This is a genomic window from Idiomarina sp. D18 (assembly GCF_057748155.1).
On record NZ_CM173240.1, the window covers coordinates 1,744,043 to 1,768,674 of the forward strand.

General features: G+C 40.5%; 24 protein-coding genes and 1 pseudogene. 2 read left to right on the plus strand and 23 right to left on the minus strand.

Annotation, left to right across the window (positions count from 1 at the left end; all coding sequences use genetic code 11):
- Positions 1 to 97: 97 nt before the first annotated feature.
- Entirely contained in the window at positions 98 to 664 is a 567-nt protein-coding gene (locus AC3AP5_RS08455) for a hypothetical protein (RefSeq protein WP_287832012.1), read from the minus strand.
- 37 nt (positions 665 to 701) lie between these two features.
- Between AC3AP5_RS08455 and AC3AP5_RS08460 the strand changes: the two genes are divergently transcribed.
- Positions 702 to 935: a hypothetical protein gene (locus AC3AP5_RS08460; protein ID WP_487326494.1), complete on the plus strand. Its 234-nt coding sequence runs from the start codon at positions 702 to 704 to the stop codon at positions 933 to 935.
- A gap of 20 nt (positions 936 to 955) precedes the next feature.
- On the opposite strand, the gene AC3AP5_RS08465 is transcribed toward AC3AP5_RS08460, so the two are convergent.
- On the minus strand, positions 956 to 1,357 hold the full coding sequence (locus AC3AP5_RS08465; RefSeq protein ID WP_006954998.1) for a GFA family protein: 402 nt from the start codon (positions 1,355 to 1,357) through the stop codon (positions 956 to 958).
- 119 nt (positions 1,358 to 1,476) lie between these two features.
- Positions 1,477 to 2,034: a hypothetical protein gene (locus AC3AP5_RS08470; RefSeq protein ID WP_286682343.1), complete on the minus strand. Its 558-nt coding sequence runs from the start codon at positions 2,032 to 2,034 to the stop codon at positions 1,477 to 1,479.
- Between the two features lie 77 nt (positions 2,035 to 2,111).
- Between AC3AP5_RS08470 and AC3AP5_RS08475 the strand changes: the two genes are divergently transcribed.
- Entirely contained in the window at positions 2,112 to 2,663 is a 552-nt protein-coding gene (locus AC3AP5_RS08475) for a cytochrome-c peroxidase (RefSeq protein ID WP_487326495.1), read from the plus strand.
- 188 nt (positions 2,664 to 2,851) lie between these two features.
- Here AC3AP5_RS08475 and AC3AP5_RS08480 read toward each other — a convergent pair whose 3' ends face one another.
- From AC3AP5_RS08480 to tviB, 20 genes and pseudogenes are all read right to left on the minus strand, one after another.
- Positions 2,852 to 3,508, minus strand: coding sequence for a hypothetical protein (locus AC3AP5_RS08480; protein WP_006954988.1), 657 nt, complete (start codon positions 3,506 to 3,508; stop codon positions 2,852 to 2,854).
- 14 nt (positions 3,509 to 3,522) lie between these two features.
- Positions 3,523 to 3,777: a hypothetical protein gene (locus tag AC3AP5_RS08485; RefSeq protein WP_487326496.1), complete on the minus strand. Its 255-nt coding sequence runs from the start codon at positions 3,775 to 3,777 to the stop codon at positions 3,523 to 3,525.
- Positions 3,778 to 3,783: 6 nt separating this feature from the next.
- Complete coding sequence (gene wecB, locus AC3AP5_RS08490; protein WP_487326497.1) at positions 3,784 to 4,929, minus strand: non-hydrolyzing UDP-N-acetylglucosamine 2-epimerase; 1,146 nt, start codon at positions 4,927 to 4,929, stop codon at positions 3,784 to 3,786.
- Positions 4,930 to 6,690: 1,761 nt separating this feature from the next.
- Positions 6,691 to 7,479 carry a formyltransferase family protein gene (locus tag AC3AP5_RS08495; RefSeq protein ID WP_487326498.1) on the minus strand — a complete coding sequence of 263 codons (789 nt, stop codon included), beginning with the start codon at positions 7,477 to 7,479 and terminating at the stop codon, positions 6,691 to 6,693.
- Positions 7,480 to 7,555: 76 nt separating this feature from the next.
- On the minus strand, positions 7,556 to 8,128 hold the full coding sequence (locus tag AC3AP5_RS08500; protein WP_487326499.1) for a sugar transferase: 573 nt from the start codon (positions 8,126 to 8,128) through the stop codon (positions 7,556 to 7,558).
- A 6-nt stretch (positions 8,129 to 8,134) separates the two neighbouring features.
- Positions 8,135 to 8,857: a PIG-L deacetylase family protein gene (locus tag AC3AP5_RS08505; RefSeq protein ID WP_487326500.1), complete on the minus strand. Its 723-nt coding sequence runs from the start codon at positions 8,855 to 8,857 to the stop codon at positions 8,135 to 8,137.
- Positions 8,829 to 9,725, minus strand: coding sequence for an NAD-dependent epimerase/dehydratase family protein (locus AC3AP5_RS08510; protein WP_487326501.1), 897 nt, complete (start codon positions 9,723 to 9,725; stop codon positions 8,829 to 8,831). Before AC3AP5_RS08510 ends, AC3AP5_RS08505 begins: the two co-directional genes overlap by 29 nt.
- Positions 9,722 to 10,918: a glycosyltransferase family 4 protein gene (locus AC3AP5_RS08515; RefSeq protein WP_487326502.1), complete on the minus strand. Its 1,197-nt coding sequence runs from the start codon at positions 10,916 to 10,918 to the stop codon at positions 9,722 to 9,724. Before AC3AP5_RS08515 ends, AC3AP5_RS08510 begins: the two co-directional genes overlap by 4 nt.
- Positions 10,908 to 12,062: a non-hydrolyzing UDP-N-acetylglucosamine 2-epimerase gene (gene wecB / locus AC3AP5_RS08520; RefSeq protein WP_487326503.1), complete on the minus strand. Its 1,155-nt coding sequence runs from the start codon at positions 12,060 to 12,062 to the stop codon at positions 10,908 to 10,910. Before wecB (AC3AP5_RS08520) ends, AC3AP5_RS08515 begins: the two co-directional genes overlap by 11 nt.
- 20 nt (positions 12,063 to 12,082) lie before the next feature.
- Positions 12,083 to 13,216 (minus strand): UDP-2-acetamido-2,6-beta-L-arabino-hexul-4-ose reductase, encoded by a 1,134-nt coding sequence (gene wbjC, locus AC3AP5_RS08525; protein WP_487326504.1) that lies wholly within the window; start codon positions 13,214 to 13,216, stop codon positions 12,083 to 12,085.
- Positions 13,217 to 13,231: 15 nt separating this feature from the next.
- Positions 13,232 to 14,287 carry a polysaccharide biosynthesis protein gene (locus AC3AP5_RS08530; RefSeq protein WP_487326505.1) on the minus strand — a complete coding sequence of 352 codons (1,056 nt, stop codon included), beginning with the start codon at positions 14,285 to 14,287 and terminating at the stop codon, positions 13,232 to 13,234.
- Between the two features lie 10 nt (positions 14,288 to 14,297).
- Complete coding sequence (locus AC3AP5_RS08535) at positions 14,298 to 15,422, minus strand: glycosyltransferase family protein (RefSeq protein ID WP_487326506.1); 1,125 nt, start codon at positions 15,420 to 15,422, stop codon at positions 14,298 to 14,300.
- On the minus strand, positions 15,422 to 16,504 hold the full coding sequence (locus tag AC3AP5_RS08540) for a glycosyltransferase family protein (protein WP_487326507.1): 1,083 nt from the start codon (positions 16,502 to 16,504) through the stop codon (positions 15,422 to 15,424). The genes AC3AP5_RS08535 and AC3AP5_RS08540 overlap by 1 nt, the downstream gene beginning before the upstream one ends.
- The gene (locus AC3AP5_RS08545) at positions 16,479 to 17,666 is read right to left on the minus strand and encodes a hypothetical protein (protein ID WP_487326508.1); all 1,188 of its coding nucleotides are present in this window, start codon (positions 17,664 to 17,666) and stop codon (positions 16,479 to 16,481) included. The genes AC3AP5_RS08540 and AC3AP5_RS08545 overlap by 26 nt, the downstream gene beginning before the upstream one ends.
- A 59-nt stretch (positions 17,667 to 17,725) precedes the next feature.
- Positions 17,726 to 18,829 carry a CapA family protein gene (locus AC3AP5_RS08550; RefSeq protein WP_487326509.1) on the minus strand — a complete coding sequence of 368 codons (1,104 nt, stop codon included), beginning with the start codon at positions 18,827 to 18,829 and terminating at the stop codon, positions 17,726 to 17,728.
- Position 18,830: 1 nt separating this feature from the next.
- Positions 18,831 to 20,084: an O-antigen polymerase gene (locus AC3AP5_RS08555; RefSeq protein ID WP_487326510.1), complete on the minus strand. Its 1,254-nt coding sequence runs from the start codon at positions 20,082 to 20,084 to the stop codon at positions 18,831 to 18,833.
- Positions 20,075 to 20,962, minus strand: a complete 888-nt coding sequence (locus AC3AP5_RS08560; protein ID WP_487326511.1) for an ATP-grasp fold amidoligase family protein — start codon at positions 20,960 to 20,962, stop codon at positions 20,075 to 20,077. Before AC3AP5_RS08560 ends, AC3AP5_RS08555 begins: the two co-directional genes overlap by 10 nt.
- Positions 20,963 to 21,156: 194 nt before the next feature.
- Positions 21,157 to 22,127 (minus strand): annotated as a pseudogene (locus AC3AP5_RS08565) (IS30 family transposase).
- Between the two features lie 110 nt (positions 22,128 to 22,237).
- The gene (locus AC3AP5_RS08570) at positions 22,238 to 23,275 is read right to left on the minus strand and encodes an NAD-dependent epimerase/dehydratase family protein (protein WP_487326512.1); all 1,038 of its coding nucleotides are present in this window, start codon (positions 23,273 to 23,275) and stop codon (positions 22,238 to 22,240) included.
- A 47-nt stretch (positions 23,276 to 23,322) separates the two neighbouring features.
- Entirely contained in the window at positions 23,323 to 24,597 is a 1,275-nt protein-coding gene (tviB, locus tag AC3AP5_RS08575; protein ID WP_487326513.1) for a Vi polysaccharide biosynthesis UDP-N-acetylglucosamine C-6 dehydrogenase TviB, read from the minus strand.
- Positions 24,598 to 24,632 lie beyond the last annotated feature (35 nt).

A 24,632-nucleotide genomic window follows, 5' to 3' on the forward strand; every position in this document is an offset into this window, starting at 1 on the left:
GCGGCATCGATTGTCGCGCCCAAGGCGCGACGTACGTCCGGTTTAACGTTCGGCATCACCGTAGCGTGCGCATTGTGCCCACGGGCTCGTAATACGGTTAACAACCGTTTTTGACGTCCAACTCGCTAAGCTCTATGTCGTCTAAAAACAATAAAAATTCATCGCTTTGGTCGGTTTTTAGATAAACGTCAAGCTCCGAATCCTTCCAAGCAGAACCACCGCTTTGACATGCCGAGATTAATCTGACATTTATGCTGCCAGCTCCGCCTTCCTCATGCTGACTGCGATACTCACGAATTGTTTTTTGTCCACTCTTCATGCGTTGAGCATCAGCCTCAGATAAACGCATTACGGTAAACTGCTCATCGTTCTCAAGCTCGTCTTTCAGCTCCGCGGATAACGCGTAATCTGAATCAACTATAACCGGAAAAGTATGGTTAAAGCTGCTTTCAGGTTCGCCTGTTCTAAAACTAAAATCTAGCACTACATCACCGTCGTTAACACTGACTCCATCCGGAGATTTCACTGCCACAATAATCTGGTTCGGGTCCGCCTCTAAAGGGTTAAGATCCATCAATTTGACCATGGTGCTTAACGGAATACTGCTACAAGCAGAAACAAGCGAGACCATACCTACAAGCAAGAACGTTTTTAAATTATTCACAGTGCATCCTAAATTATCATGAGAAAATGTTGAATAAATGTTTTTTGAGAAAGGTGTGGCTGTAAATAAACTGAAAAGTTTCCATCATGATCGTCGCGTGTTGCGTGCGCATTATGCGCACGGGCCGGTATTTGATGACGCGCACAATGCGCGACGTACAACACCCGCGAATCGTGCGCATTATGCGCACGGGCGATATTTGATGTCGCGCACAATGCGCGACGTACAACACCCGCGTAGCGTGCGCATTATGCGCACGGGCGATATTTGATGTCGCGCCAAAGGCGCGACCTACCGGGGTAAACGGTCGAACACGGGGGTTTTGATGTTGGGGTTATCCCAATGTGCGCGGCTGGATGAGAAAATATGTGCGGTCGGACGGATGTCGAGATCTGTGTCTAGGCTACCGGCTGGAACCACGAGCAAACCCGCGATTTGTGTGTTCGGCACGGCCGATCCGCAGTGCTTACAAAAGCTTTTATGATGCCGCGTACCGGTTAATGTGAAAGAGGTGACTGCGTCGGCGCCAGAATGCCAAAAAAGACGAGCCGATTGAGAGAACAAATTAGCCGCGTGGGCAGAGCCGCTATCCTTTTGACAATGCTGGCAATGGCACAGATAAAAGCTATCAAACGCGCCTTGGACCTCGAACTTCACGGCCCCACATAAACAAGAACCTTGATGTTTATTCATTTGTTCTCTCCTTATCGTGCCAACATCGATCGTCGCGCCAAAGGCGCGACCTACGGGGTGGCGGCGCTATCGCACACCGGCGCACGGGGCGGTGTCGATCGTCGCGCCAAAGGCGCGACCTACAGGTCGATGATGCCTTGTTCGATGTAGACGACTATGCCGGCGTTGCCGCCGATGTGGAAATTAGAATAGCTGACTTTTCCTTTTTCTTGTAATAAGGCATAGTTGGCGGTTTCATGAAGCACGGAAAATTTTTCTTCGTCGGCTTTGGTGGTTTTGAAAGCATCTAATGCAATGTCTTTTGAAGCATAGCGAATTTGCTTAGAGGTCACCAAAATTTGTTTGGCTTCTTTATCGTATAAAAAGCTGATGATAAATGTGCCGCTATCGCTGGTGTTGATATATTGTTCGACAAACGTAACGCCCGGATCTTTTATTTTTGAGGACTCTAGGTCGTTATAGCCTAACCAATATGAGTTCCAGTTTTTTGTATCAAATACAAAGTCGATACGGTCGTATATTTTTTTCTCAACCTCTGTGCTCGGTTCGAGTTTAAGAACTTCTACAATTTGCTTAATCAGTTTCTTTTCACCGTCTGACGCAGTCGAATATTCGTCGACAGCGAATGCACGAGGGGTGATAAGTAATACCGAAACGATTAAAAACCAACGAAACATATTAAATTTCCCATTCAAAAAAAACAGGATGATAACATAGACTTAACAATATTATCATCCTGATATCGTCCAATTTTTTGTTGTCATCAGAACTGCTTGCCGAATCGTTAGCAGAATTTCAGCGTACGTTAATGGATGACCCCAAGACACAACCGCTCGATTCCTTTTTATTGGCGATAGAGGCAGGTGACTGGCAAGAAGCCAAAAATGCACTCACAGACCAGCAATTGCAAGGCTTACACTTGTTTCGTACCAAAGCCGGTTGCATCAAGTGTCATAACGGACCGCTACTGTCGGACCAACGCTTTCATAATACCGGGTTGCACTATTTTGGAAGGAAGTTTGAAGATCTCGGACGCTACGAGATCACAGGTAAGAATCAAGACATGGGTGCGTTCAGAACACCCTCACTGCGTCATTTAATGGCAACCAAACCCTGGATGCACAATGGCTTGTTTACCCAACTCGAAGGCATTATACGGATGTACGAGCACGGCGGCGCACGACCCCGTCGACCAGCAACACTGCCCGCAGAGCAATACTACCCAACCACCACGCAGTTGCTCACACCCTTTGATCTCACACCCGCCGAACGGCAAGCGCTACTGGCATTTATCAAAGCGCTGTAAACAGTGACATCGTCCTACATCACGATACGACGAACACCTAAAGACTTATGACCTACGATGGCTTTTAATAAAGATGCTTCAACACGGTGTTCAAGGATGAACGTTGAAGCCTTTAGCCCCTCTGCAAACTTTCATAATCCATGGCTGGGACTCTCGCAGAGGGGCTCTTTTTTATAGTTGGGAGATAGCTACGACTGCTCTTCTTTCGTCATCGTGCCTGGGGCGGGGAGAAGTCCAATAAAACGAGCGAGGCTGAGTAGCGTCATAAACAGACCTATCATCGCTTGAGCAATGACGATGGTATACGCTAAGACGCCTGAGGGAGAGATGTTCTCGACACCGAAGCTTGTCATCACAACAAATGACGTATACACAGCACCCAATACACTATCGGCGGTGCCTTCTACTAAAAAGCTAAACAGTTGTCCAAAGAACACATACTGCGCTGCAAACCAAAAGATAATCTCAAAATAATTTTGGATGAGCAGAATAATCAACCGACGATAGCTTAATACCTCATAGGGTTGGCTTCGGTTGGGCTGTCGAAACTGGTCAAACAGTAAAACATTAACTTGGTACACCACCACTTCAAATACGCGCACTAAGCCGTACAAGCTTATCGCCCACCCGACCCACGCATAAGGGATATACAGCACACCGGGTATTGCCAAAATGGACAAGAACAGATGACCCAGCGCCCACCCCTCAACAAATATATGCTGTTGGTGTTTACTCAAAAAGCGATTAACCACTTTACGGACAACAAAAAACACCGACAACTTGGACAGAAAGCGGAAAATCACTTCCCAAAACTGAACGATAAATGTGGCGTTTTGTTGAGACATAATCAAAAAATCCGTTAAGCGTGCTTACGCTTCGTACCCGCACCAATAAAGCTGGCATAAGAGACAGAATCGACCACATCGGATATAGCGTGCTCTTGCGCGAGCGATAACGACGGTGCTTCGCGCTCAAAACACACCTCAATGTGCTCTTCGTCAATGATACAAATTAACGTATCATGACAAGTGGTGTGGTACAGATGCTGTACCACACGCTTAGGATCATCGACTCCCGCAAGACTAAAGGTGAGGGAAAATTCGTAGGTTTGCATGGTTAATCAGTTTCGAGTCATGTTCTTAGACAGAAAATCACGAATACGCTCACACGCCTTCCCATCACCATAAGGATTATGGGCGCGAGACATGACGGCGTATGCGTCATCGTCACTGAGTAAGCGTGAGACTTCCGAAACGATGGTGTCAGCCGCTGTGCCGACGAGTTTCACAGTGCCTGCCTCAACCGCTTCTGGGCGCTCTGTCGTATCGCGCATGACCAACACGGGTTTACCGAGACCTGGCGCTTCTTCTTGAACGCCGCCGCTGTCGGTGAGCACTAACTGACAGTTTTGCATCAACCATACGAAGGGTTCATATCCGAGTGGTTCAATCAGGTGAACATTGCTGAGGTCGGCGAGTAATGAACGAACGGGTTTCTGTACATTCGGGTTCAAATGAACTGGATAAACAAAATGGACATCGGGGTAGCTTTCGGCTAGTTGCTTAAGGGCTGAACAGATGTTGTCAAAGCCTTGGCCAAAGTTTTCGCGTCGATGTCCGGTAATGAGCACATACCGTTTATCAGACAATGAGGTTGTAAGGCCCGCTTGTTGCAGTTTTTCACTGATAGCAGCTTTAAGCTCATCAGAGCTTTCTATTTTTTGTGTAACCCACTGCAGTGCATCTATGACGGTATTACCCGTTTCTAAAATTTGATTTTCGTTGACTTGCTCGGCCAATAGATCGCGACGATTTCTTGCCGTCGGTGCGAAGTGCCATTGTGCAATACGACCTGTCAATTGGCGGTTAGCTTCTTCGGGCCAAGGTGAGTAGAGATCGTGGGTTCTCAAGCCCGCTTCGACGTGACCCACTGGAATACGCGCATAGAAAGCGGCCAAGGATGCAGCAAACGTTGTCGCGGTATCACCGTGAACTAATACGATGTCAGGTTGTGACTCTTTTAATACATCCCGCATGCCGAGAAGCACTGCGCTGGATACATCGTAAAGGTCTTGTCCCGACTTCATAATATTTAAATCGTAGTCAGGCATTATCTCAAACAACTCTAGCACCTGATCCAGCATTTCTCGATGCTGTGCAGTAACGGCAACAACAACGTTAAATGCAGGATCACTTTCAAGCACTTTAACTAATGGTGCCATTTTAATGGCTTCTGGACGGGTGCCAAATGCGAGTAAAACTTTCATTTCTTAAAAATTCCTTAATTAATACAATAATAGTTCCGATGGGAGCAAGCGTAGACATGCTGAGCTTACAGAACCTTTTATAATAACTCTTATTTTTAGCTTCGTTAGTAGCACACATTGACACAAGAGGTTTCAAGTTGAGCAAAGTTGTTGGCCTTTAATGGGTACCTTTCAGCCCAGTCGTCCAAAAAGTCCTCTTTTAGCAACCGCAGTATTATGCTCACGCCCTCGCCGTTGGATGGATTCAACACGACCTCACCACTCCACAACCAACCTCTGGCTTTTCATCACCAGCTCTCGCAGCGATTGCGTTTGTGCTGCTTATGTAATGCCGGACTTCCCGTTAATATGGAAGTGTTTTCCTCGGTGTATGAGCTGCTTGGTACTACAAAACTCATACCTGTGTACAGATGATGTGTATTACAAATATTAACGATGTACATCATCCACTACCGAGTATGCTAAATTATCTAAACTGTTTGTGTAGCCATTTCAGACTCTACTTTATGGTCTAGAAGAAAGAACTGTAAATTCGGATTGTCGGTTGCTCACGCGAAACCGATTATAAGATACCTGCATGCCTAAGCTGGTTAACGGTGGCTTCAGTTTGAACGAGCCCATCTGTGTCTCCCTATCTAAATGCAGAACCCTTAGATTATGCCAGCAACCTTCGTTCAACTAATTTTTTGTTAGTTCATCAGATGCTGATTGATGGATTCCCAAACCGACAGTTTAGAGGCTGTAAATACCGAGAATTGATTACAAGCACTAGCAGCAACGCCTTCAACATTTGAGTGACAATAACTGATACCACAGTTACGAGCCTGACTTAGTCCGCTTGCTATGTAACCAGCCGGCAGCTTATATTCATTCTGGAAGAGCTCTTCGCCGATTTTTCAATTGCCGTGCTTTACAACAACCAGTAAAGGGTTGTTCAGAGCCACTATAAGTGCCAACATTTGGCCGTAACGGCAGAATTTACGAGGCTGGTAAATCGCCATACTGCACTAAGTTACAGACCATTGTAATGCGATGTTCCTCATGCTAATCCCCATCGTTATTTTACTGCAGCTCTCACAACTGGTTTTCACGGAGTTGGACTGTTAAGCCAGTCCACCATTGTGCGCTGTCTTTTACTCGTAATGATCGCTACTCAATGGTGTGTGGGTGGGGGCGCCACTATTAAATGTTTCGTTAAGTAATCGAGAAGCCTTACACGCTCGTTTTGTCTTTATTTGTTCCCGTGTAAGGCTTTGAGGTCATCTGACAGCACTAACAGTGGTCTAATATTGACCAAGCATTTTCCTTTTTTGGCAAGCGTCGGCTTTACGTTTTTTGATTTGTTTGACTGCTATTTTTGCTCTTACTTTACCTGACGCTTACTATCAGCGTTGCTGGCAAAGCACTACAAGCTATCCATACGTCCTTGTCTTACCTAATGAAACAAGGTGTTTGCGAACAACTCCCACCCTCATCAATCAAAAAATTTACACAGCGACTATATGGAAATAGCAATTTTTAGGCGATTGCTTCTTTACGCTATCCAGAAGAACATCGCATACATGAAAATAACAACCCACCGTTTATCAAATAATCGGAATCGCAAACTAGACAACTAGGCTAAATAGCGGAATACATCTTTTATATCGCTCCATACCGAAAATGCCTTTGATCTCTTGTCATTTCTCCTTTTTTTAGCTTAGCCAATAAAAAGATAATCTAAACAGTCTCCGGATGCGCTAGGAAACAACAGTATTAAATTTATCCAAGTGAAGAATTTACAACCTCTAAAGAGGTAGGCTCTAACCAACCGTCTGAAAAGGCTAATGCTCGACTGGTAGCTTTATCAACGACTTTAGCATCCCAGATAACGACTTTATACCCGTTTTCATAATAGAACGCTCCTGGGTATGGCTTTGAAGTTGCGCGTACTAAACGATAAGCTTCGAGAACGGATTTTGTAAAATCTATTTCACCATCCTCGGGCTTTCGTCCTGGCCAATAAGTTGCAAAGGATTCATCTTGAGTGGCCAGCTCAACAGAATTATTCATAATTTTAGGAATCACCCTTAACATTAGAGCCACATGAGCTTCTTTGACCCGAGCATAAAGTTTTGTAGCGTTATCGTCTGAGTCGATAGGTATTTCAATCTGAGAAACAATAGGACCAGTGTCGATACCTTCGTCAAGCTTAAACAGAGTCACACCTGTCTTATCTAAACCTTTTAAAATTGCCCACGGTATTGATGCTCGTCCCCTTCCTTGCGGTAAAAGCGTCGGATGAATACCTAGACACCCTTTTTTAGGCCTACTTAAAACTGACTTGCTAGCCAATTGAGACCATCCAATTATAAATAACCAATCCAAATTTGCTTCGTCAATAGCTTTGACGACATCCTCATTATTAATGTGACTTGACTTTACTAATCGAATACTTCTAGTTTCACAAAAATCATCTAGGTATACCCTACCTGATTTATCTTTAGCCTGATCGTCATTAAGAGTAATTACGAGACTTAGCTCTCCACCAGCATCATAAATGGCTTCCATACACGACAAGCCGAGTTGAACGCACGTTACAAATCCTATTTTCGGCATTTATTAATCTTCCTATTTTGCATATTCATCAATAAACAGGGGGCTTTTTGAACAAATACAAAAAGGTCTTAATAATGATAATGCAGTCTCCTAAAAAAGAGATATTAGCTGAATATTTACCGTCAAAATATGCTTTTTCAGCTGTAGGCATACCATCATAAGACTCCACCTGAGCTAAGCCCGTTAACCCTGGTCGACAAGAGTACGAGCCATTTTCAATTCGCAAGTCCAAAAGCTCTTGTTGCTGGGGAATTGGAGGTCTAGGGCCCACAACACTCATATCGCCAATCAAAATATTGAAAAGCTGAGGAAGTTCATCAATATTTGACCTCCTAATAAATCGCCCTATCCAAGTGAGTTTAACGTCGCCTAATTCATGTGAAGCTTTATTGCCGGTATTAACAGGCATACTACGGAACTTAAAGAAAGCAAACTTTCTCGAGTTTCTCCCTACACGTACTTGTATAAAAATAATGGGACCCGGGTCGAAAAGCTTAATAAAAATGGCTGTTAAAATAAATATTGGGGATAAGAGCAATATGCCAACAATTGACAGAAAAATATCCAACAAACGTTTAAAACTACTCTCATAAATTTTCATATTACTTTAAAGTTCTCGACTAAATATTAATTGAAAGGCTTCAGCATAATTATGCCCGGATTGTCCACCACGATATGCAGCTAATCCTTTCAAAACATCATAACTGCGTGGATGTGGGAAAGGCCTCACAACGTTACGATACTTCTTAAGGGCTGTGTACTTTTTATCAACGCCTTCTTGGTCTATTTCAAAAAACGTTGTTGGAATAAAATTCTCGCCAGTTGAAGCGAATGACCAGTCAGTTGAAGAAAGTATCTCCATAAAATAAAGTGAATTTGGAGCATTAATATCTTCTCTCCGTTGAAATAAACGAAAGGCTGCTTGACACGCTTTCGATATTTGAACGTGATCGTCATTAAGATCACCAGGATGGTGTGTGAAAATTCGTGTTGGTCTAAACCGCTCTATCTGCTTTTCTATAAACTGCACAATCTCTACATGTGGAACGGTATTCATTTTTATATTTGGAAAGTCCCCTAATATAGGTTCCGAAAATCCAAGACTTTCGTTAGCCGCACACATATCATTATACAGTTCTTTGTCAGTTGGACGCTTACTGCGAATATCAACATTGCCACAGAGAATTACCGGTTGAACTGTCTCTCCTTCAACTACTAACCTAGCACCAGACGCACCGAACCCAAGGATTTCATCATCAGGATGAGCCACCACAATTAAATTAACACTATTCACATAAACCTCAACGATTATTTTTGATATGTTTTCCAAATTCTTTTAGCTTTTGATGGATTGAGAATGGAGGTGACCAATTAAGGAGATCTTTAGCCTTAGATGAATCAAACTTTAAGCTAAGAAAAAGTTGTTCATACATTTTCTTTCTTCCGATTGATCGAAATATAATGTAATAAGCCACTTTTGGAAACATAAAAACCAACCTCCTCTTTCCCATTCCTTTAGCTAGTATTTCCAGGAATTCTTTGGTCGAGACATCATCGGAATCACAGAGATTAAAAACCTCAGACGCTGCTTTTGGGTGAGATGAAACGTATATCAAAAAGTCACTTAAATTATCTACTGATAAAAACGATCTTTTATTATTACTTTCACCTATAGGTAATAAAAAGGATGATTTTACCAAATTCACTAATCTTCTAATATTTCCTGGTGCACCAGGACCATAAACTAATGCAGGTCTGACAATCACTAAATCAAAATCTAATGCTTTCGAAAGTGAAGTTAAAGATTCTTCGGCTTCTAATTTTGAGACAGCATAGTCTTCTTTAGGAAGCGTTAGCGAATCTTCAGTAATTTTAATATCTGACTTTGTTAAGCCATAAACGCCAACGCTACTCACAAAAACCACTCGCTTTACTCCAGCCTTCACTGCCTGCTTCACAAGGTTTTCGGAAAACATTACGTTCGCGTTGTGATACTCTATTCTAGGCTCAGACGATTCTTCACGAAGAATATGAGCCCGTCCGGCCAAATGGATTAGAACATCATAATTTGTATGTGGCTGGAAATGAAAAGAATTTGAAGTTCGTTTTACGATACCAAAGTCAAAATTTCTTTCATTGAGTTCATTAGTTAAATTACTTCCAACAAAGCCAGTGCTACCTGAAACCAAAATTCTCATTTTTGCTGTCCAAGAATAAAATTAACAACTTTAGACACACTGACATCCTTATTAAAATGGACGTCAAATACGCTCCTAACTCTTTCTCTTTTTGGGAAGTTACTAATTTTGCATATTGAATCAATAGTTTCTGCTATAGACTTAGAAGAGTCAATTGATGCGACCCAACCAATCTTGTGTTCGTTAACCAACAATGAGGGCTCGCTTCTCCGATCAGCTATCACAAAAATAGGTTTTCCGGCGGCTAGAGAGTAGTATGTTTTACTCGGTACTCCAAGCCCTGTCATTTCCTTATTCAAAGAAACTACCGCGATATCACAATTATTCAGAATATCATTTTTATTGTCATCTTCGTTAGGTGTTGAAACAAAAATTTTAACTTTTGTCTGATTCTCTTTCTGAACCTTTTTTAAGCTCTCATAAAGTTTCCCTCGACCAATGAAAGTAAACATTACGTTTTCAGCTAAAACATATTTAAATGATTCTACTATATTCATCACCCCTTGGAGAGGACCCAAGTTTCCAAAAAACTGAAATTTTATGTATTGCGTAAAATCTCTTTCATTGTCTTCTGGATATATTTTTTTACCATCACACCAGTTATTAACTAATAATATTTTATTTTCTGAAACGCCTTTAGCTATAAGTTTTTCCCTCATACATCGACCAATTACTAAAATCGAATCGATTGTTCTAAACGCACGTTTAAAAATAGGTTTAACTAAAACTCCAGCAATTTTTGATAGCAAGTTATGACTGCTAGCTAAAAGGTTATCGGGGAATATGTCATAGCAGAGTAAGACTTTCTTTAAACTTTTTCCATTTAGCAAAAAGGCCACCAAAATCAAAAGAAAGGTAGGGTTGGTTCCAAAAAATACCGTATCGCCTTTAGAAGAGCTTTTCTTTATTCCTCTATACAAATGAAATGTTATCGAAAGAAGATGAAAAGCTTTTATTAATGAGTCGCCTTGAGAACTACTATTAGTCATACATGGCTCAAAATTAATAAATTTTGGAAATCTATTTTTTAACTCAGTTATAGCTGCTCGATTATGCTCTGAATTCGGCGCGATCACTACGACACTGATCTTCTCCATACATATTTTTTCAATTATATCAAAAAAATACGCACCGGTTGAATTTGTGGATGGGCTAATGTATTCCGCAGCTACTAATATCTTGTTACCAATCATACCGACTAAAACTATCCATATTTTTCCAGTGAGGAGTTAGTTTGGCCGTACCTGTGATAAGACGCACTACCCGCTCCGATGTGTTTCCGATTTTATACTCTTCTGGAATCTCGCGTTGTGATCCCGAAAAAATTTCGCGGTTTGCTGTTGCGATCTCAACACCCGCAAGTAGTGTGTCAACATCGAGTCCGGTGAGCGCTATTGCGCCGGTATCAAGAGCCTCTGGTCTTTCTATAGAACGACGCATAGTGACAGCTGGAAAGTTTAAAATTGAAGACTCTTCGCTGATAGTTCCGCTATCTGAAATAGCACAAAATGCTTCTTTCTGCAGCTTGTTATAGTCGAAAAATCCGAAGGGCTTTAAAAATTGTATTCCATCATTGTTATCCGCTAAACCAAGCTTTTCTAGCCGGTTGCGAGTCCTGGGATGGGTTGAAACAACCACGGGATAGCCATATTGTTGATGCAGCGCCTTCAGAGCATCCACGACTTTTCGTAGGTTCTCTTTGCTATCAACGTTTTCTTCACGATGCACGCTGACAATAAAAAACTCTTTCGGCTTCAGCCCAATTTTCTCAAGGACTGTTGAACTTTCGATTTGTGGCTCAACATGTTCAAGAACTTCACGCATTGGCGAACCCGTTAAATATATATACCGGTGGGAAAGCCCTTCACTAATAAGGTGACGTCGCGCATGTTCAGTGTACACTAAGTTAAAGTCGGCTAAATGATCAACTAACTTGCGATTGATTTCCTCCGGCACATTTGCATCAAAACTACGATTTCCGGCTTCCATGTGATAAGTCGGCACTTTCATGCGCTTCGCCATCATTGTCGCGACTGCGCTGTTTGTATCGCCCAGCACCAATACCGCGTCAGGCTTTTCCTCAAGAATAACCTGTTCAGTTTTCATCAGGATTTCGCCTAGGCTCTTTCCAAGACTCGAAGTATCAACATTTAAAAAATGGTCGGGTTGACGTACGCCGAGTTCTTCGAAAAAAACATCGTTTAGTTCATAGTCATAGTTTTGACCTGTGTGAACGATCTTATGGTCCACAACGTGGTCAAGCGCTGCCATCACGCGCGACAAACGGATAATCTCTGGGCGTGTTCCCAGAATTGTCATAACTTTCAGCTTTTCCATTTCGGTTACTCTTAAATCTATTAATCGGTTAGCTTTACTGGCGCTGCATAGGTATCAGGAGCTTCACGGTCAAAAATTTCATTTGCCCACAGCATGACAACCATTTCTCCGTCACCGATATTAGTAATATCATGACTCCAGCCAGGCGCAGTCTCAACAATTTCTGGAGTATCACCATCTGTTATAAGCTCGTAAAACTCATTGGTAATCATATGTCGGAAACAAAAACGAGCTCTGCCCTTTATCACTAAAAATTTTTCATTTTTGGTATGATGGTAGTGACCGCCGCGCGTAATACCAGGATGGGCCGTAAAGAACGAAAACTGACCGGAATCTTTTGTTTTCAACATCTCAACGAAAACGCCCCGCTCATCACCGTATTTAGGTACTTTGTAAGAGAAGTTGTCTGTTGAAAGGTAGCTAACATAAGTTGAATATAGCTTGCGAATAAAACCATCACCAACTCGTGCAGAAATGAGAGTATCTCTACTTTTTTTAAATTCGTGTAGCAGCTTAGCTACTTCACCAACTGTTTGCTTATATACGGGCGCTACTTCACCAAAAGTTTCGGTTCTCTGCTCGCTATTGCTAGCAAGCTCCTTAGCTACTTTAATGAACTCTTTGCAGACATCGTCAACATAGACCAAAGAAACTTCGGCACTTTCATCATTTATTTGAATCGGAAGATCATTGCATATGTTGTAACAAAACGTGGCTACCATTGAGTTGTAATTCGGCCGACACCATTTGCCAAATACATTAGCTAAGCGGTAAATCTTAACAGCGACGTCATTCTCTTCACCGTATGAAACCACAGCATCTTCCGCTAAACGCTTACTGGTACCATAGGGGTTGTCTCTTTCCGCCTGGATGGAGGAGCTGTAAATGACGGGTATCTTTCTATCTTGCTGAGATAAAACGCTCAACAAAGATTTGGTAAAGTCAGAGTTACCTTTGGCAAACTCATCATTAGATTCCGGACGATTAACACCGGCAAGATGAACAACGCAGTCAACGCCTGCCAAAAGATAAGGGAGTTCATCAAGAGAATTAGACCGCGTGTATTTTATGACTTCAACACCATTGATCTCATTTAGATGGGTAGTAAGGTTTTGACCGACAAAACCATTTGCGCCTGTAATTAACACTCTCATATACAACCTACTCGCTTAGCCAACCGGATTAACGTACTCACCTTTTTCAAAGGCTCGCATAAACTCGAGTTTCAACAACAATTTTTTCATTCCCTCGACATCCAGCCGATCAGTATTGTGCGAATTATAATCCTCGACCTTTTCAATACGAGAGTCACCTTGCTCTACATATTTCGAATAATTTAGATCGCGTAAATCAGGAGGCACGCGGTAATATTCGCCCATATCTTCAGCACAAACCATTTCCTCGCGAGATAGAAGCGCCTCATACAGTTTTTCTCCGTGACGAGTACCCAAAACTTGCAATGGATGGTCGTCCATTTTGCCTAACGATAGTACCGCTTTTGCTAGCGTTTCAATCGTTGCTGCCGGAGCCTTCTGCACAAAAATGTCGCCGTTTGTCCCATGTTCGAATGCATACAGAACCAAATCGACAGCATCGTCTAGCGTCATCATGAAGCGAGTCATATTCGGATCGGTAATAGTGATTGGTTTTCCTGCCCGTATTTGGTCGACAAATAATGGAATTACAGATCCACGGGATGCCATCACATTGCCATAGCGAGTCCCGCAAATTACTGTTTGATTCTCGTCAACATTGCGTGACTTAGCAACCATGACCTTTTCCATCATCGCCTTGGATATCCCCATGGCATTAATCGGATATACAGCCTTGTCGGTGCTGAGACATACAACCCGCTTTACGTTATTCTGAATTGCCGCCTCGAGAACATTTTCAGTACCCAGAACATTAGTTTTAACTGCTTCCATGGGGTGAAATTCACACGACGGAACCTGCTTTAAAGCAGCCGCATGATAAACGTAGTCGACACCCCGTGTCGCGTTCAACACACTTTGGTAATCCCTTACATCGCCAATATAGAATTTTAGTTTAGGACTGTTATATGCCTTACGCATATCATCCTGTTTCTTCTCATCACGACTAAAAATGCGAATTTCAGAAATATCTGTGTCTAAGAAACGGCGTAAGACTGCATTACCAAATGAACCGGTTCCACCAGTGATCAACAATACCTTTTGCTCACATTCAAAAATTTTAAGCCTTTTCATTATAACTCCTTTACTTTGTATTGCTGATCATGCAACAGCGTAATAGGTCAATAATTCTTCTTGTTCGACGCTCTTGACTACCATAACGAGCGAGTACGCCTTCTCCAATGCTTTCGCGTTTTCCTCGTTCATAAATTTCGGAAGACGAAATCATATTTAGAATACCATTCAAATCGTCTGGTCTGTAATAGAAAGGATACTCACCGCAAATCTCGTTAACGAAATCAAGACTCGGAACTAACAACGGCTTATTAAAAACCATAGCTTCTATATAAGACGTCGAGAATGTCTCACAAATACTAGGTAACCAGACGACATCAGCAGCCTTATATAAAGCTGGACCTTCTTCAGGACTAAACGGTCCAATATTTATTATCTGTGACATCACTTCACTCGGAAGTTTATTGAACAAATCGCCGTAATCTGACTCTGGCAAGGTGACAAAAAATTTTATATTTAAGTCTCGAGCTAGATACGCTAACTCGCCAACTTGGTTTAAACACTTGTGGGGATGGTTTACTGACGGAACAAAAACGGAGGTGACGCCTCTATCGCCAAACTCCTTTTTATAAACACCTTCCTTTCGGGCTCTGATAAACCATCTGTTAATGGCATTTGGTATAACATATGCTCGACGTTCATTTAAAAAGTATCGGGCGCAATATCCGTGTTTTGCAGTTTCGGTTTGAAAGACTACATAGTCGCTAAATACCCTTATTATAATGCCTTTAATAAATCTGTTTATTTTAAGAGCCAAAGCCGAAATTAGCCCTCTATTCTTGAAAAATGACGAAAAGGGCGCATGCGTTATAAACGCGTCACTGACTCCTTGCAAAACTGGTGCCTTAAATGCGGTATAAGACGGGCCAGCCATAACATAAACTATATCAGGAATAAACTTTTTTTCGATCTTACGACTAAGAAAAATTTTTGAAAGTAAATTCGAACTATCTTCCACAAAGGTGAAATTCTCAGTGGCTAAAAGTCTATTTCGATATAAAAAATCTTTACATCTTTTTGAAACGACATAGTGAAACTCAATATCATTAAGCTTTGAAGTCTCAACAATAAAGTTACAGACATTCTGAAGGGCGCCGCCGACTCTGTTATTTGGACACCACACTAGCACTTTCACTATTTGTCTCCCAACTGTAAAACCCTTGCAACATAATCAGAAAAATTGTTGCTTGAAAAAAATCTAGTCGAATTTTCCGAATAGTAATCATAGTTATTAACAATTTTCTCCAAACCTTCTCTGATACTATTTTCAGAATTTATATCGAATACAACTCCGATATCATTATCAATAACAGGTTTAATTAAACCAGGAATTTGCTGCGCTAAAATTGGCTTACCAAAAAATGAATACTCCCAAATTTTGTTGGGAGCGCAAAATAAAGAATTCAAACAGTCTAGGTCATAAACCGCTATACCAATATCAATTTCGCGCGTTACGGCTAGGTGCCCAGGAGGAGCAATCCAGTCTATATGCAAAATATCAGGAAGTATTGAACGCCAAGCCTCAAGCCTATGGTGGATATCCTTACCTAAAATGATTAACTGAACGGGAAACGACAACTTGCTGATCGCATTTATTACAGGATCGAGGTTTCTATCTGCCTTTAAAGAACCTTGGTAAGCTATTTTAATAACTCTTTGGTCCTTAGATATATGCTCAGAAATATCAGCGTTGAGTGATGGTATTTCATCGATATTCAGCTTCGGTATGTTAGGAATGACACTCGGAATAGTCTTTAATCCGTAAAACGCGGCTACAATAAAAGCCCGATTTATCTCATTAACAACAACGTTATTATAGTTGTGAATTATTCGAGAGGTTAGGTACCTCCAAAGAGGAAATTCATCATGTAGCTCGTGTAGTGCTAAAACAGAATCAAATTTACTAACAACGCCTTTTCGCAAACAAATTGCTGTGTCAATACGCGCGACCCAAATCTTATCTACTTCATTCAAGCTTTTTAGCAATCTATTGACTTTTAAAGAGAAATGTAGATATGACATTAATTTATTTACAACTGGAAGCTTTGTAAGTTTGATACCAGTAGAAATAACTTCAACGTTGGGGATTTTTTCACCACTCCATGTGCTACATATGCAAGTTACTTCATATCCCAACTCAACAAATGATCTAATATAATTAGGGACTGTCGGTGAAACGAAAGGATCACCTCTAACGATTATCGCAATGCGTGACATAAACCACTCTCTTAAAAACGAAAACAAATTGAGCTACAAACGAGATAACGTAGCTTACAAAAAATGAAATTGACGCGACTTTCAATGTCGAATCAAAAAATCGCTCGCCAACAAATAAACCAATACACAAACTCGCTAACCAACAAAAGTTAAAAACTAGATTCATACCATTGAGCTGCTTTGTAATAAGGATTTTACCAAGTAGAGGTAGTACCGACGAGAATGGAACTGCGCAAAGCAGGATAAGTAATGTTGATTTAATATCTTTAAAATGCGATGGAATCAGACCTTCGAAAAACGAAATAAATGCATACGCTACGATTGCGCTAGCAAAACCAACCAGCAACAGTGTTAACACCTTGATTAAAAAAGATTTATGGATTTCTAACAAACCCACATTCATTTTACCAAATATAAATTCTGAAAAAATATTCGGGAAAAACAAACAGGCTCCAAAAATTAAAAAGGAAAAATTAAAGGATGCATATAACTCAGGAGCCCCAATATAGTTCGAAAACCAAAAGCCAACTAATACAATCGATAACGGTACGAAAATTGATGAGCAAGATATTCTTAAGAAGTTAACAGAAAAACGTTTCGCAGAAATAACTTCTTGAATAGACGCTGATTGCCTTGTGACTTTACCTTCATCTAAAATGAAACTGAAAAAATAATATAAAGAGCCAAACAAACTGGCTGAGGCAACAACTAAAAGCACAAAGTTTACATTTAAAATATTTAAATAAAAAAGTCCATAAATAAAAACTATATTAGTTAGACAATATATTAAGGATAAGAAAAATGTTTTTTTATTCTCAAAGACTCCTTTACTTAAAAAGAACAAGAACTGAAATAAGCTTTGAGCGATTATAAAATAAGATAATACAAGCCAGTTCACTAACTCTAAGTCTAACCATTCAATTAAAGCATAGCTAGTGAAAAAACTTACTAAAACGAAGGACAGGAGATAATACTTTAAATTAAAAATGCTATTTTTATTTATAAATGCTTTATATCTCCCTCCTAAAATTGACGCTACAGTTAAAGCCCCCGAAACTCCAACAACTGTTTCGATTATACTTCCGATATTTCTTGCAAGAGCTAAGTTAGCATACTCTAACGATGAAAAGAAATGAGATAACAATACAAAGATACCTAACATGGTCGTTCGCATAATAATAGAAGAAACGAACGAAAAAAAGGAATCCTTACTCAATTATATTAGCCTCTTTTGAGTTTTTTTGTTAAAGCTCGGATTAATACTTCACGATGAGATTCACACGTCAAAAAGTTGCGAAGCCGAAATGAAAAATTGTTGACAGCGAATAAACGGTTAAATCTCAGTAATTTACGAGCTCTGCGTATATTAGGTTCAAATTTTATAAATTCTAAATAGTCATAAGCGACTGAGTCGACCAATTCATCATACTTTCTCAGTAATAACTCTTGGTTAGCTATGGTTTCATTAATTCTCTCAAATTTCGAAGAATATTTGGTTTCATTAATTGAATTAATTGTCGCATTTTCACTAGAACTATCAATTAAATATTCGCTAGTTACCACGCCAAATGAATTAAAATTGAATTCAACACCGAGCCCGTAGTACCACGATTCAGATTGACGTGAGCTAGATATCTTACTGAATATGCAATTTCCTAGACCAAAATATGCAACCCCATTGATACCCGAACTTTTACCGGAAATTATATGAGTATGGTGAGCTAGTATCAATGACGTACCTTGTTCAATAAGAAAGTCAAAATTTCTTTTTATTTCCGGGGTGGGCAGGTCGTAATACTCTACCCCCCCATGATAAATTAGTACGAATTTCAAACCGAGTTCTTTGCTAGTTTCCAAGTGCCGGATTACGTCAATCAAATCAAATTGATTTGCACCAAAATTGTTAAATTTGGAAACCGACCACTCGGACTCACATACATTTAATACATACAAATCATCATCAATGAAAACGGGATTAACGTGACCATCATCAGATGATAAACCGATATATTTCACATTATATTGCTCCAACATTTTTATAGTATCGTTTAGACCCTCTTGATTAAAGTCAAAGATATGGTTGTTAGCTAAGCAACATATTATTTTTTGTCCAAATCGTTCGAATATAGAGGTCCAATATTTAGGATCCATTCTTAAACATGGGCCAGTCTTTCTAATGTTTCGACTATTTTTGGTAATCGGAGCCTCAAGGTTAATAAACACCTCATCAGAAGTTAAGAGTACTTTGGACAGTATAGAAATTAATTTGTTACAGTCTTCGAAATTATCGATGTACACATCACCCAAAGCAAAATAAGTTTTCATCTTAATTTTTAACCTTTATTTTTATAAATGCGAGGACTAAATATGATATGAATATTTTGAAAAAGAATATGCTTAATGTGTTGGTTGTAAACTCTGAATAGAGATAGGCAGGTAATCCAAATAGTAAAACAGGATAGCTCACTAAGTATAAATCAGAATCGGTGGTTTTTAGCTTAGAGCGAACCTTTGCAAGTACAAAAATTAATAATAAAATTTGAACATATGCGAACACCACCCCAACATAGAGTCCAAAATTTATAAAGGCTTCCCCGAAAATCCCTGTAGATATGAACGAGTTACCATTAAATTTATTATTTAACAACCTCTTAGTAAAGACAACACCCCCGGTGTCAGGCTTAGAAGGCCATAAGTTTCTTGGTATTAAGTTCGTAAAAACGGTGAGATAGGTTTTTCCCAAGGATAGCTCTACATTTTCATTTTCCGCAGCATTATTTAAATAAATTTTTATCGGATCGAGACCATAGTTAAAGTTATCACTTTTTAATACGTTGCCAGTCAAGTCTATGAGACTGGTATTATCAACATTTATAGATTCACGGGCAACGCCTAAGAACATTGCAATAAATACTATCACTCCAACAGCTATAGAAACGGTACGGAGATTGATTTTCTTTGATATAACATTATTTATTACAAGCATGTACACAAAGTTCCATAGAAGCATGCTCCGTGACCCCGACAAGAGCGCGATTGTAATAAAAACAATTAAATTAAAGCTGAAGAAGATATAGTCAAGCTTTGTTTTTTTTGCTGAGGTCCGTAAAAGATAATAGTAGATAAGATTTACAACTGAAATAATTCGAATTAATAATAATAAAACTCCTTCACCCTTCCACGCATCAACTCTCAAGGCAATACTATCTAAATATCCAAAAATCCCGCCAAATTTAGATATCATTAAAAGTTGTGCAGCTATAGGAATCCCAGAAACAATCCAAAGTCTTAGGTGAAACTTTGGTGTAAATATTGCCCTCTTCTTTGATAACCTAGAGGCAATTCCAGATGAGTTAGAGTCGTTATGGATACGCTCTACAAAAATTGAAACTACTGGCAACAACCAAATTAACAACAAAATAAGAAAATAGCTTTCCGATTCTATCGGTTGGAAGTATGCTGCAGAGAAGAATACTAAAATAATACTCAAAAAAACCTTTGAAGGAGCAAATAAGTCTTTCGAGTATATTACTGAAAAGATGCAGCTAACAAAGAATATTATAAAAAGTGCTATTTGCATGCTTTTTCGCCGACCCATTTTTGGCCGTAAAGGTAATCAAAATAACTGGGACTAAACTTCTCATATCCTCCGCCGTGATGAAAGGTCATCTCACCAAATTTAATTGAACCATTAATATTGTATAAATCTACGCGTACATAATCAAATGGTTCCGAAAGAACTGAAGAAATATTCAGCATTGTTTCCAGATTCATAGGTTTCTTTACATCAACATCATTTGGCTTAGTAGGCTTACCAAAACGATTTATACATAAAGTAAAGTCTAACTTATTCCAATCTTCGTCATAAAATACTCGTTTATGATTTTGTTGCCTATCAACGTCTACTTGAATAAACGCAACCTTTCCTCTAAAACAATGAAATTTAAAATCCTTCGGCAACTTTCCATCTTCGTCCAAAAGCATAGACTCAATTAAAAGCAACGGCTTTATGGCTGCATAGATTTTTTCCCGCCCTTCAACGTAGTAGTCTACATTAAGCCAATTATCTATCTCTTTTTTAATAGCTGGAGTTATCTCTGCTTGACTCTTAATAAGCTTATATTGACCTGAGGCATGATTACTTTTTATTACAACCGGATATCTAATATCGTTCCTAAGTAGAGAGTCAATATTTTTACCTGTATACTGAAGTTCAGTTAGGTGCTTTTCTCCTATTTTGTCACGAACAAATTGCCTTACTTTTATTTTGTCAACTAGATATCCTAATTGTTGGTTATTTTTATATAATTTCGCGTGCAATATCTTTTCATTAAATGTCGAAGGTTTTTTTAAGTTTGGTAACTTATAGTGATTTATCAAGTAATATAGACGCGCATTATTTTCGTCGTTTAAAAGTGACGCGAATTTACGAATTAGTTTTTTAATTATTTCCTTCATATTAAGCCTTAGTCTTACACGCCAATTTAAATTTATAGACTCTATTATCAACCGAAAAAGTCGCTTGTAGACTTTTCCTTTTGCTACTTAACAAATAGATGCTTTAAAAAATTTGAGTCGCCTCTATTACTTGTACTAACCAGTCAAAAGTGGGAGCACAAGAATGATTAACATCTCACACAACTTAGATTCAACTAATAACAGCAACGCTCACTCATAGTTTGTTGCAATTGCTCTTTAAAAATTATGTCTGGCTGAATAAACCCCAGTGTTTTCCTGGGACGTAAATTCAAGCGCTGCTGGTATTTAGCCATCAGCTCGTTGGTTACAGTGCTCAAATCAGTACCTTTTGGCACGTATTGACGCAATAAGCCGTTCGCATTTTCGTTCGCGCCGCGCTGATAAGAAGCATACGGGTCAGCAAAATAAACGTCGGTCTCGAGCTCTTTTGCAATTCGTTCATGACCCGCGAATTCTAAACCGTTGTCGGCCGTAATGCTGAGAACCCGAGCTTTAAAGGGCTGCAGCATTTCTATAGTCGCGTCAGCAACGACTTCAGCCTGTTTACTTGTAACTTTTTTTACAAGATAAAAACGGCTTTTTCGCTCAAGCAGAGTGACGATAGCCCCGGTTCCGCGCTTGCCGATAACAGTATCAATTTCCCAGTCGCCGTAGCGTTCTCGGTCATCAATAATTGCAGGCCGACGTGTATCGAGCGGCGGCCTAAAATGCGACCACGCTGCTTGTGCAGGCGTTTTCTATAGCGTCTTAACCGGTGGCGAAGGTGAGTAAATAAACCACCTCCGCCATAAAAGTCAGCCAATACATAATTATAAATCCACTCGTGACTGACTGGATAGCCTATTCGAGTGCAGATAGCCGATATTTGCTCCGGGCTCCAGTCCATCTCGAGCATCAGCTCTACAGCGTTTCGCGTATTCTCGCAAACCCTTTTGGGCTTTGGCTTTAAACGCCGTTTTAGCGTGCGCTCTTGAGCCAGTTGAGGGTCATAAGACCCTCATAAACTGTTGTTACGTCGCAACTCTCGATGGACGGTCGAGGGCGCAATGTTCAGTTTTCTTGCAATCTCTCGTTGTGAAAATTCTTCTGAGAGCAACGCAGAAAACGGGTATAGTTGTCCCTCGGTCAGCTGCCGATAACTCATGTTAGAGCTCACTTTTTTTGGTCGAAAAGTAAGACTACCACATGTGGGTAGCTGACCTCCTTCCGACCTATCCCATTACATGAGTGTTGCGGTTATTATCTGAATTCAACTTAAGTTAGACTTTTAACATACCAAGGCATTGCCTCGTGCACACCTTTTTGAATGGGATGACTTGGCTCATAACCTAGTTTCGTATTCGCCTTAGAAATATCAGCCTGTGAATGACGCACATCGCCTGCACGAAACTCGCGATAATTTGGTTTTTTATTATATTGAACTAAGTTATCTTTTAGAGCATCTTTAATACTGTGGAACAAGCTGTTTAATGTAGTCCTGTCACCTAACGCCATGTTGTAGATTTCGTCTTTTGAACCGTCATCAGCTGTCGCCGCTAACACATTTAGCTGCACCGCATTTGCCACAAACGAGAAGTCACGACTGGTTTCACCATCTCCGTTAATAAACACTTCTTCGTCTTTAATCATAGCCGCAGTCCATTTAGGAATAACTGCTGCATAAGCGCCATCAGGATTTTGCCGAGGACCGAATACGTTAAAATAGCGTAGGCCAATCGTTTTAAAGCCATATACTTTTGCAAATACACTGGCGTATAGCTCATTTACATACTTCGTTACCGCATAAGGTGACAAGGGATTTCCGATATTTTCTTCAACTTTTGGTAAAGCAGGATGATCGCCGTAGGTCGAACTACTGGCCGCATACGTGAAACTATCCACTTCCGCATCTTTCGCTGCAACCAACATATTCAAAAAGCCGTCGATATTGCTTTTGTTGCTTGCAATGGGATCGTTGATCGACCGCGGTACCGATCCCAATGCTGCTTGATGAAGAACATAGTTTACTTTCTGTCCTTTATCCGTTGTCATCACGCCTCGGCACGTCTCAAGATCGCAAATATCGCCTTCTACGAACTCGAAATTTGCCCACTGCTCTTCCGTAACCAGTGACTGAACCTCGTCTAAATTATGCTGAAATCCCGTAGAGAAGTTATCCAGCCCGACTACCGTTTGATCGAGTTTTAGAAGGGTTTCGAGTAAGTTGGAGCCGATAAAACCCGCTACGCCTGTTACTAACCAAATCTTAGGTTCAGACTTAAGTTGTGTTTTAACTTCTTCGTACCGTGACATAAGGTAGCTTCCCTCGGTATTTTTAACAATTGATGTGTGAGAACTCTTTAAAGGCGAATATCGACGGAGTTAGCGTCAATAATGTACTTCAGGTCATAGATTACATGAGTCGGTTTCGCTAACGCCCGAATGCCCTCTATTCCAAGTGTTTTAAACTCGTTATGAGCCACTGCAACGATAACGCCTTCGTACGATGCTTCGTTTGGTTGATCAATCACTTCAACTCTATATTCATGTAATGCTTCTTGCTTGTTAACCCACGGATCATAAACGTCTACATTAACGCCGTACTGCTTGAGTTCGTCGATGATATCAACCACTTTGGTATTGCGTATGTCTGGGCAATTCTCTTTAAAGGTTAACCCCATGAGCAATACATTAGCACCCTTAACAGTGATCCCCTTTTGCAGAAGGGCTTTTACAAACTCCGAGGCTACGTAGCGACTCATGTTGTCATTAATACGTCGACCGGCAAGAATCATCTCTGGGTGATAACCGATAGACTCCGCCTTATGCGTTAAGTAATACGGATCAACACCAATGCAATGACCACCAACAAGGCCTGGCCGAAAGGGTAAAAAATTCCATTTGGTGCCAGCGGCTTTTAATACCGCCTCAGTATCGATTCCCATGCGACTAAAAATCATGGCAAGTTCGTTTATCAACGCAATGTTCACATCACGTTGCGTATTTTCGATAACCTTCGCCGCCTCAGCAACTTTAATATTTTCCGCTTTATGCGTACCTGCAGTAATCACTGAACGGTATAAGGCATCTATAAATTCTGCGGTTTCTGGATTTGAGCCGGAGGTTACTTTTAATATAGTCGTTACGCGGTGTTCTTTATCACCTGGGTTGATTCGTTCTGGGCTATAGCCGACAAAAAAGTCTTGATTAAAGGTTAAGCCCGAAACCCGTTCTAATACAGGCACACAGTCTTCCTCGGTTGCCCCCGGGTATACCGTTGATTCGTAAATCACCGTATCCCCCTTTTTCAACGTCTGACCAATGGTCTCAGACGCTTTAATTAACGGGGTTAAATCGGGTTGTTTAAACTTATTTATCGGGGTGGGTACTGTGACGATGTAAACGTTTGCTTCGTCAAGATCCGCTACATCCGCGCTATACTTTAGTTGTTCTGCCTTTTTTAGTTCTTCTGGCTCCACTTCCTTGGTATGGTCTGTGCCACCTTGGAGCTCCGCAACGCGCTTACTATTAATATCAAAGCCCAATGTGTCGTACTTTTTACCAAACTCCACGGCAAGCGGCAGTCCAACATAACCGAGTCCAATCACCGCTATTTTTACCTGATTCAATTCCATGTGCTTATCTCAGTATTTAAAACTTGTGTCGTGTC

Coding starts and splice junctions, on each gene's coding strand:
- AC3AP5_RS08460 (WP_487326494.1), top strand. CDS start 702: ATGTTTTTTGAGAAAGGTGTGGCTGTAAATAAACTGAAAAGTTTCCAT.
- AC3AP5_RS08465 (WP_006954998.1), bottom strand. CDS start 1,357: ATGAATAAACATCAAGGTTCTTGTTTATGTGGGGCCGTGAAGTTCGAG.
- AC3AP5_RS08470 (WP_286682343.1), bottom strand. CDS start 2,034: ATGTTTCGTTGGTTTTTAATCGTTTCGGTATTACTTATCACCCCTCGT.
- AC3AP5_RS08480 (WP_006954988.1), bottom strand. CDS start 3,508: ATGTCTCAACAAAACGCCACATTTATCGTTCAGTTTTGGGAAGTGATT.
- AC3AP5_RS08485 (WP_487326496.1), bottom strand. CDS start 3,777: ATGCAAACCTACGAATTTTCCCTCACCTTTAGTCTTGCGGGAGTCGAT.
- wecB (WP_487326497.1), bottom strand. CDS start 4,929: ATGAAAGTTTTACTCGCATTTGGCACCCGTCCAGAAGCCATTAAAATG.
- AC3AP5_RS08495 (WP_487326498.1), bottom strand. CDS start 7,479: ATGGAAGCCATTTATGATGCTGGTGGAGAGCTAAGTCTCGTAATTACT.
- AC3AP5_RS08500 (WP_487326499.1), bottom strand. CDS start 8,128: ATGAAAATTTATGAGAGTAGTTTTAAACGTTTGTTGGATATTTTTCTG.
- AC3AP5_RS08510 (WP_487326501.1), bottom strand. CDS start 9,725: ATGAGAATTTTGGTTTCAGGTAGCACTGGCTTTGTTGGAAGTAATTTA.
- AC3AP5_RS08515 (WP_487326502.1), bottom strand. CDS start 10,918: ATGATTGGTAACAAGATATTAGTAGCTGCGGAATACATTAGCCCATCC.
- wecB (WP_487326503.1), bottom strand. CDS start 12,062: ATGGAAAAGCTGAAAGTTATGACAATTCTGGGAACACGCCCAGAGATT.
- wbjC (WP_487326504.1), bottom strand. CDS start 13,216: ATGAGAGTGTTAATTACAGGCGCAAATGGTTTTGTCGGTCAAAACCTT.
- AC3AP5_RS08530 (WP_487326505.1), bottom strand. CDS start 14,287: ATGAAAAGGCTTAAAATTTTTGAATGTGAGCAAAAGGTATTGTTGATC.
- AC3AP5_RS08540 (WP_487326507.1), bottom strand. CDS start 16,504: ATGTCACGCATTGCGATAATCGTTAGAGGTGATCCTTTCGTTTCACCG.
- AC3AP5_RS08545 (WP_487326508.1), bottom strand. CDS start 17,666: ATGTTAGGTATCTTTGTATTGTTATCTCATTTCTTTTCATCGTTAGAG.
- AC3AP5_RS08550 (WP_487326509.1), bottom strand. CDS start 18,829: ATGAAAACTTATTTTGCTTTGGGTGATGTGTACATCGATAATTTCGAA.
- AC3AP5_RS08555 (WP_487326510.1), bottom strand. CDS start 20,084: ATGCAAATAGCACTTTTTATAATATTCTTTGTTAGCTGCATCTTTTCA.
- AC3AP5_RS08560 (WP_487326511.1), bottom strand. CDS start 20,962: ATGAAGGAAATAATTAAAAAACTAATTCGTAAATTCGCGTCACTTTTA.
- AC3AP5_RS08570 (WP_487326512.1), bottom strand. CDS start 23,275: ATGTCACGGTACGAAGAAGTTAAAACACAACTTAAGTCTGAACCTAAG.
- tviB (WP_487326513.1), bottom strand. CDS start 24,597: ATGGAATTGAATCAGGTAAAAATAGCGGTGATTGGACTCGGTTATGTT.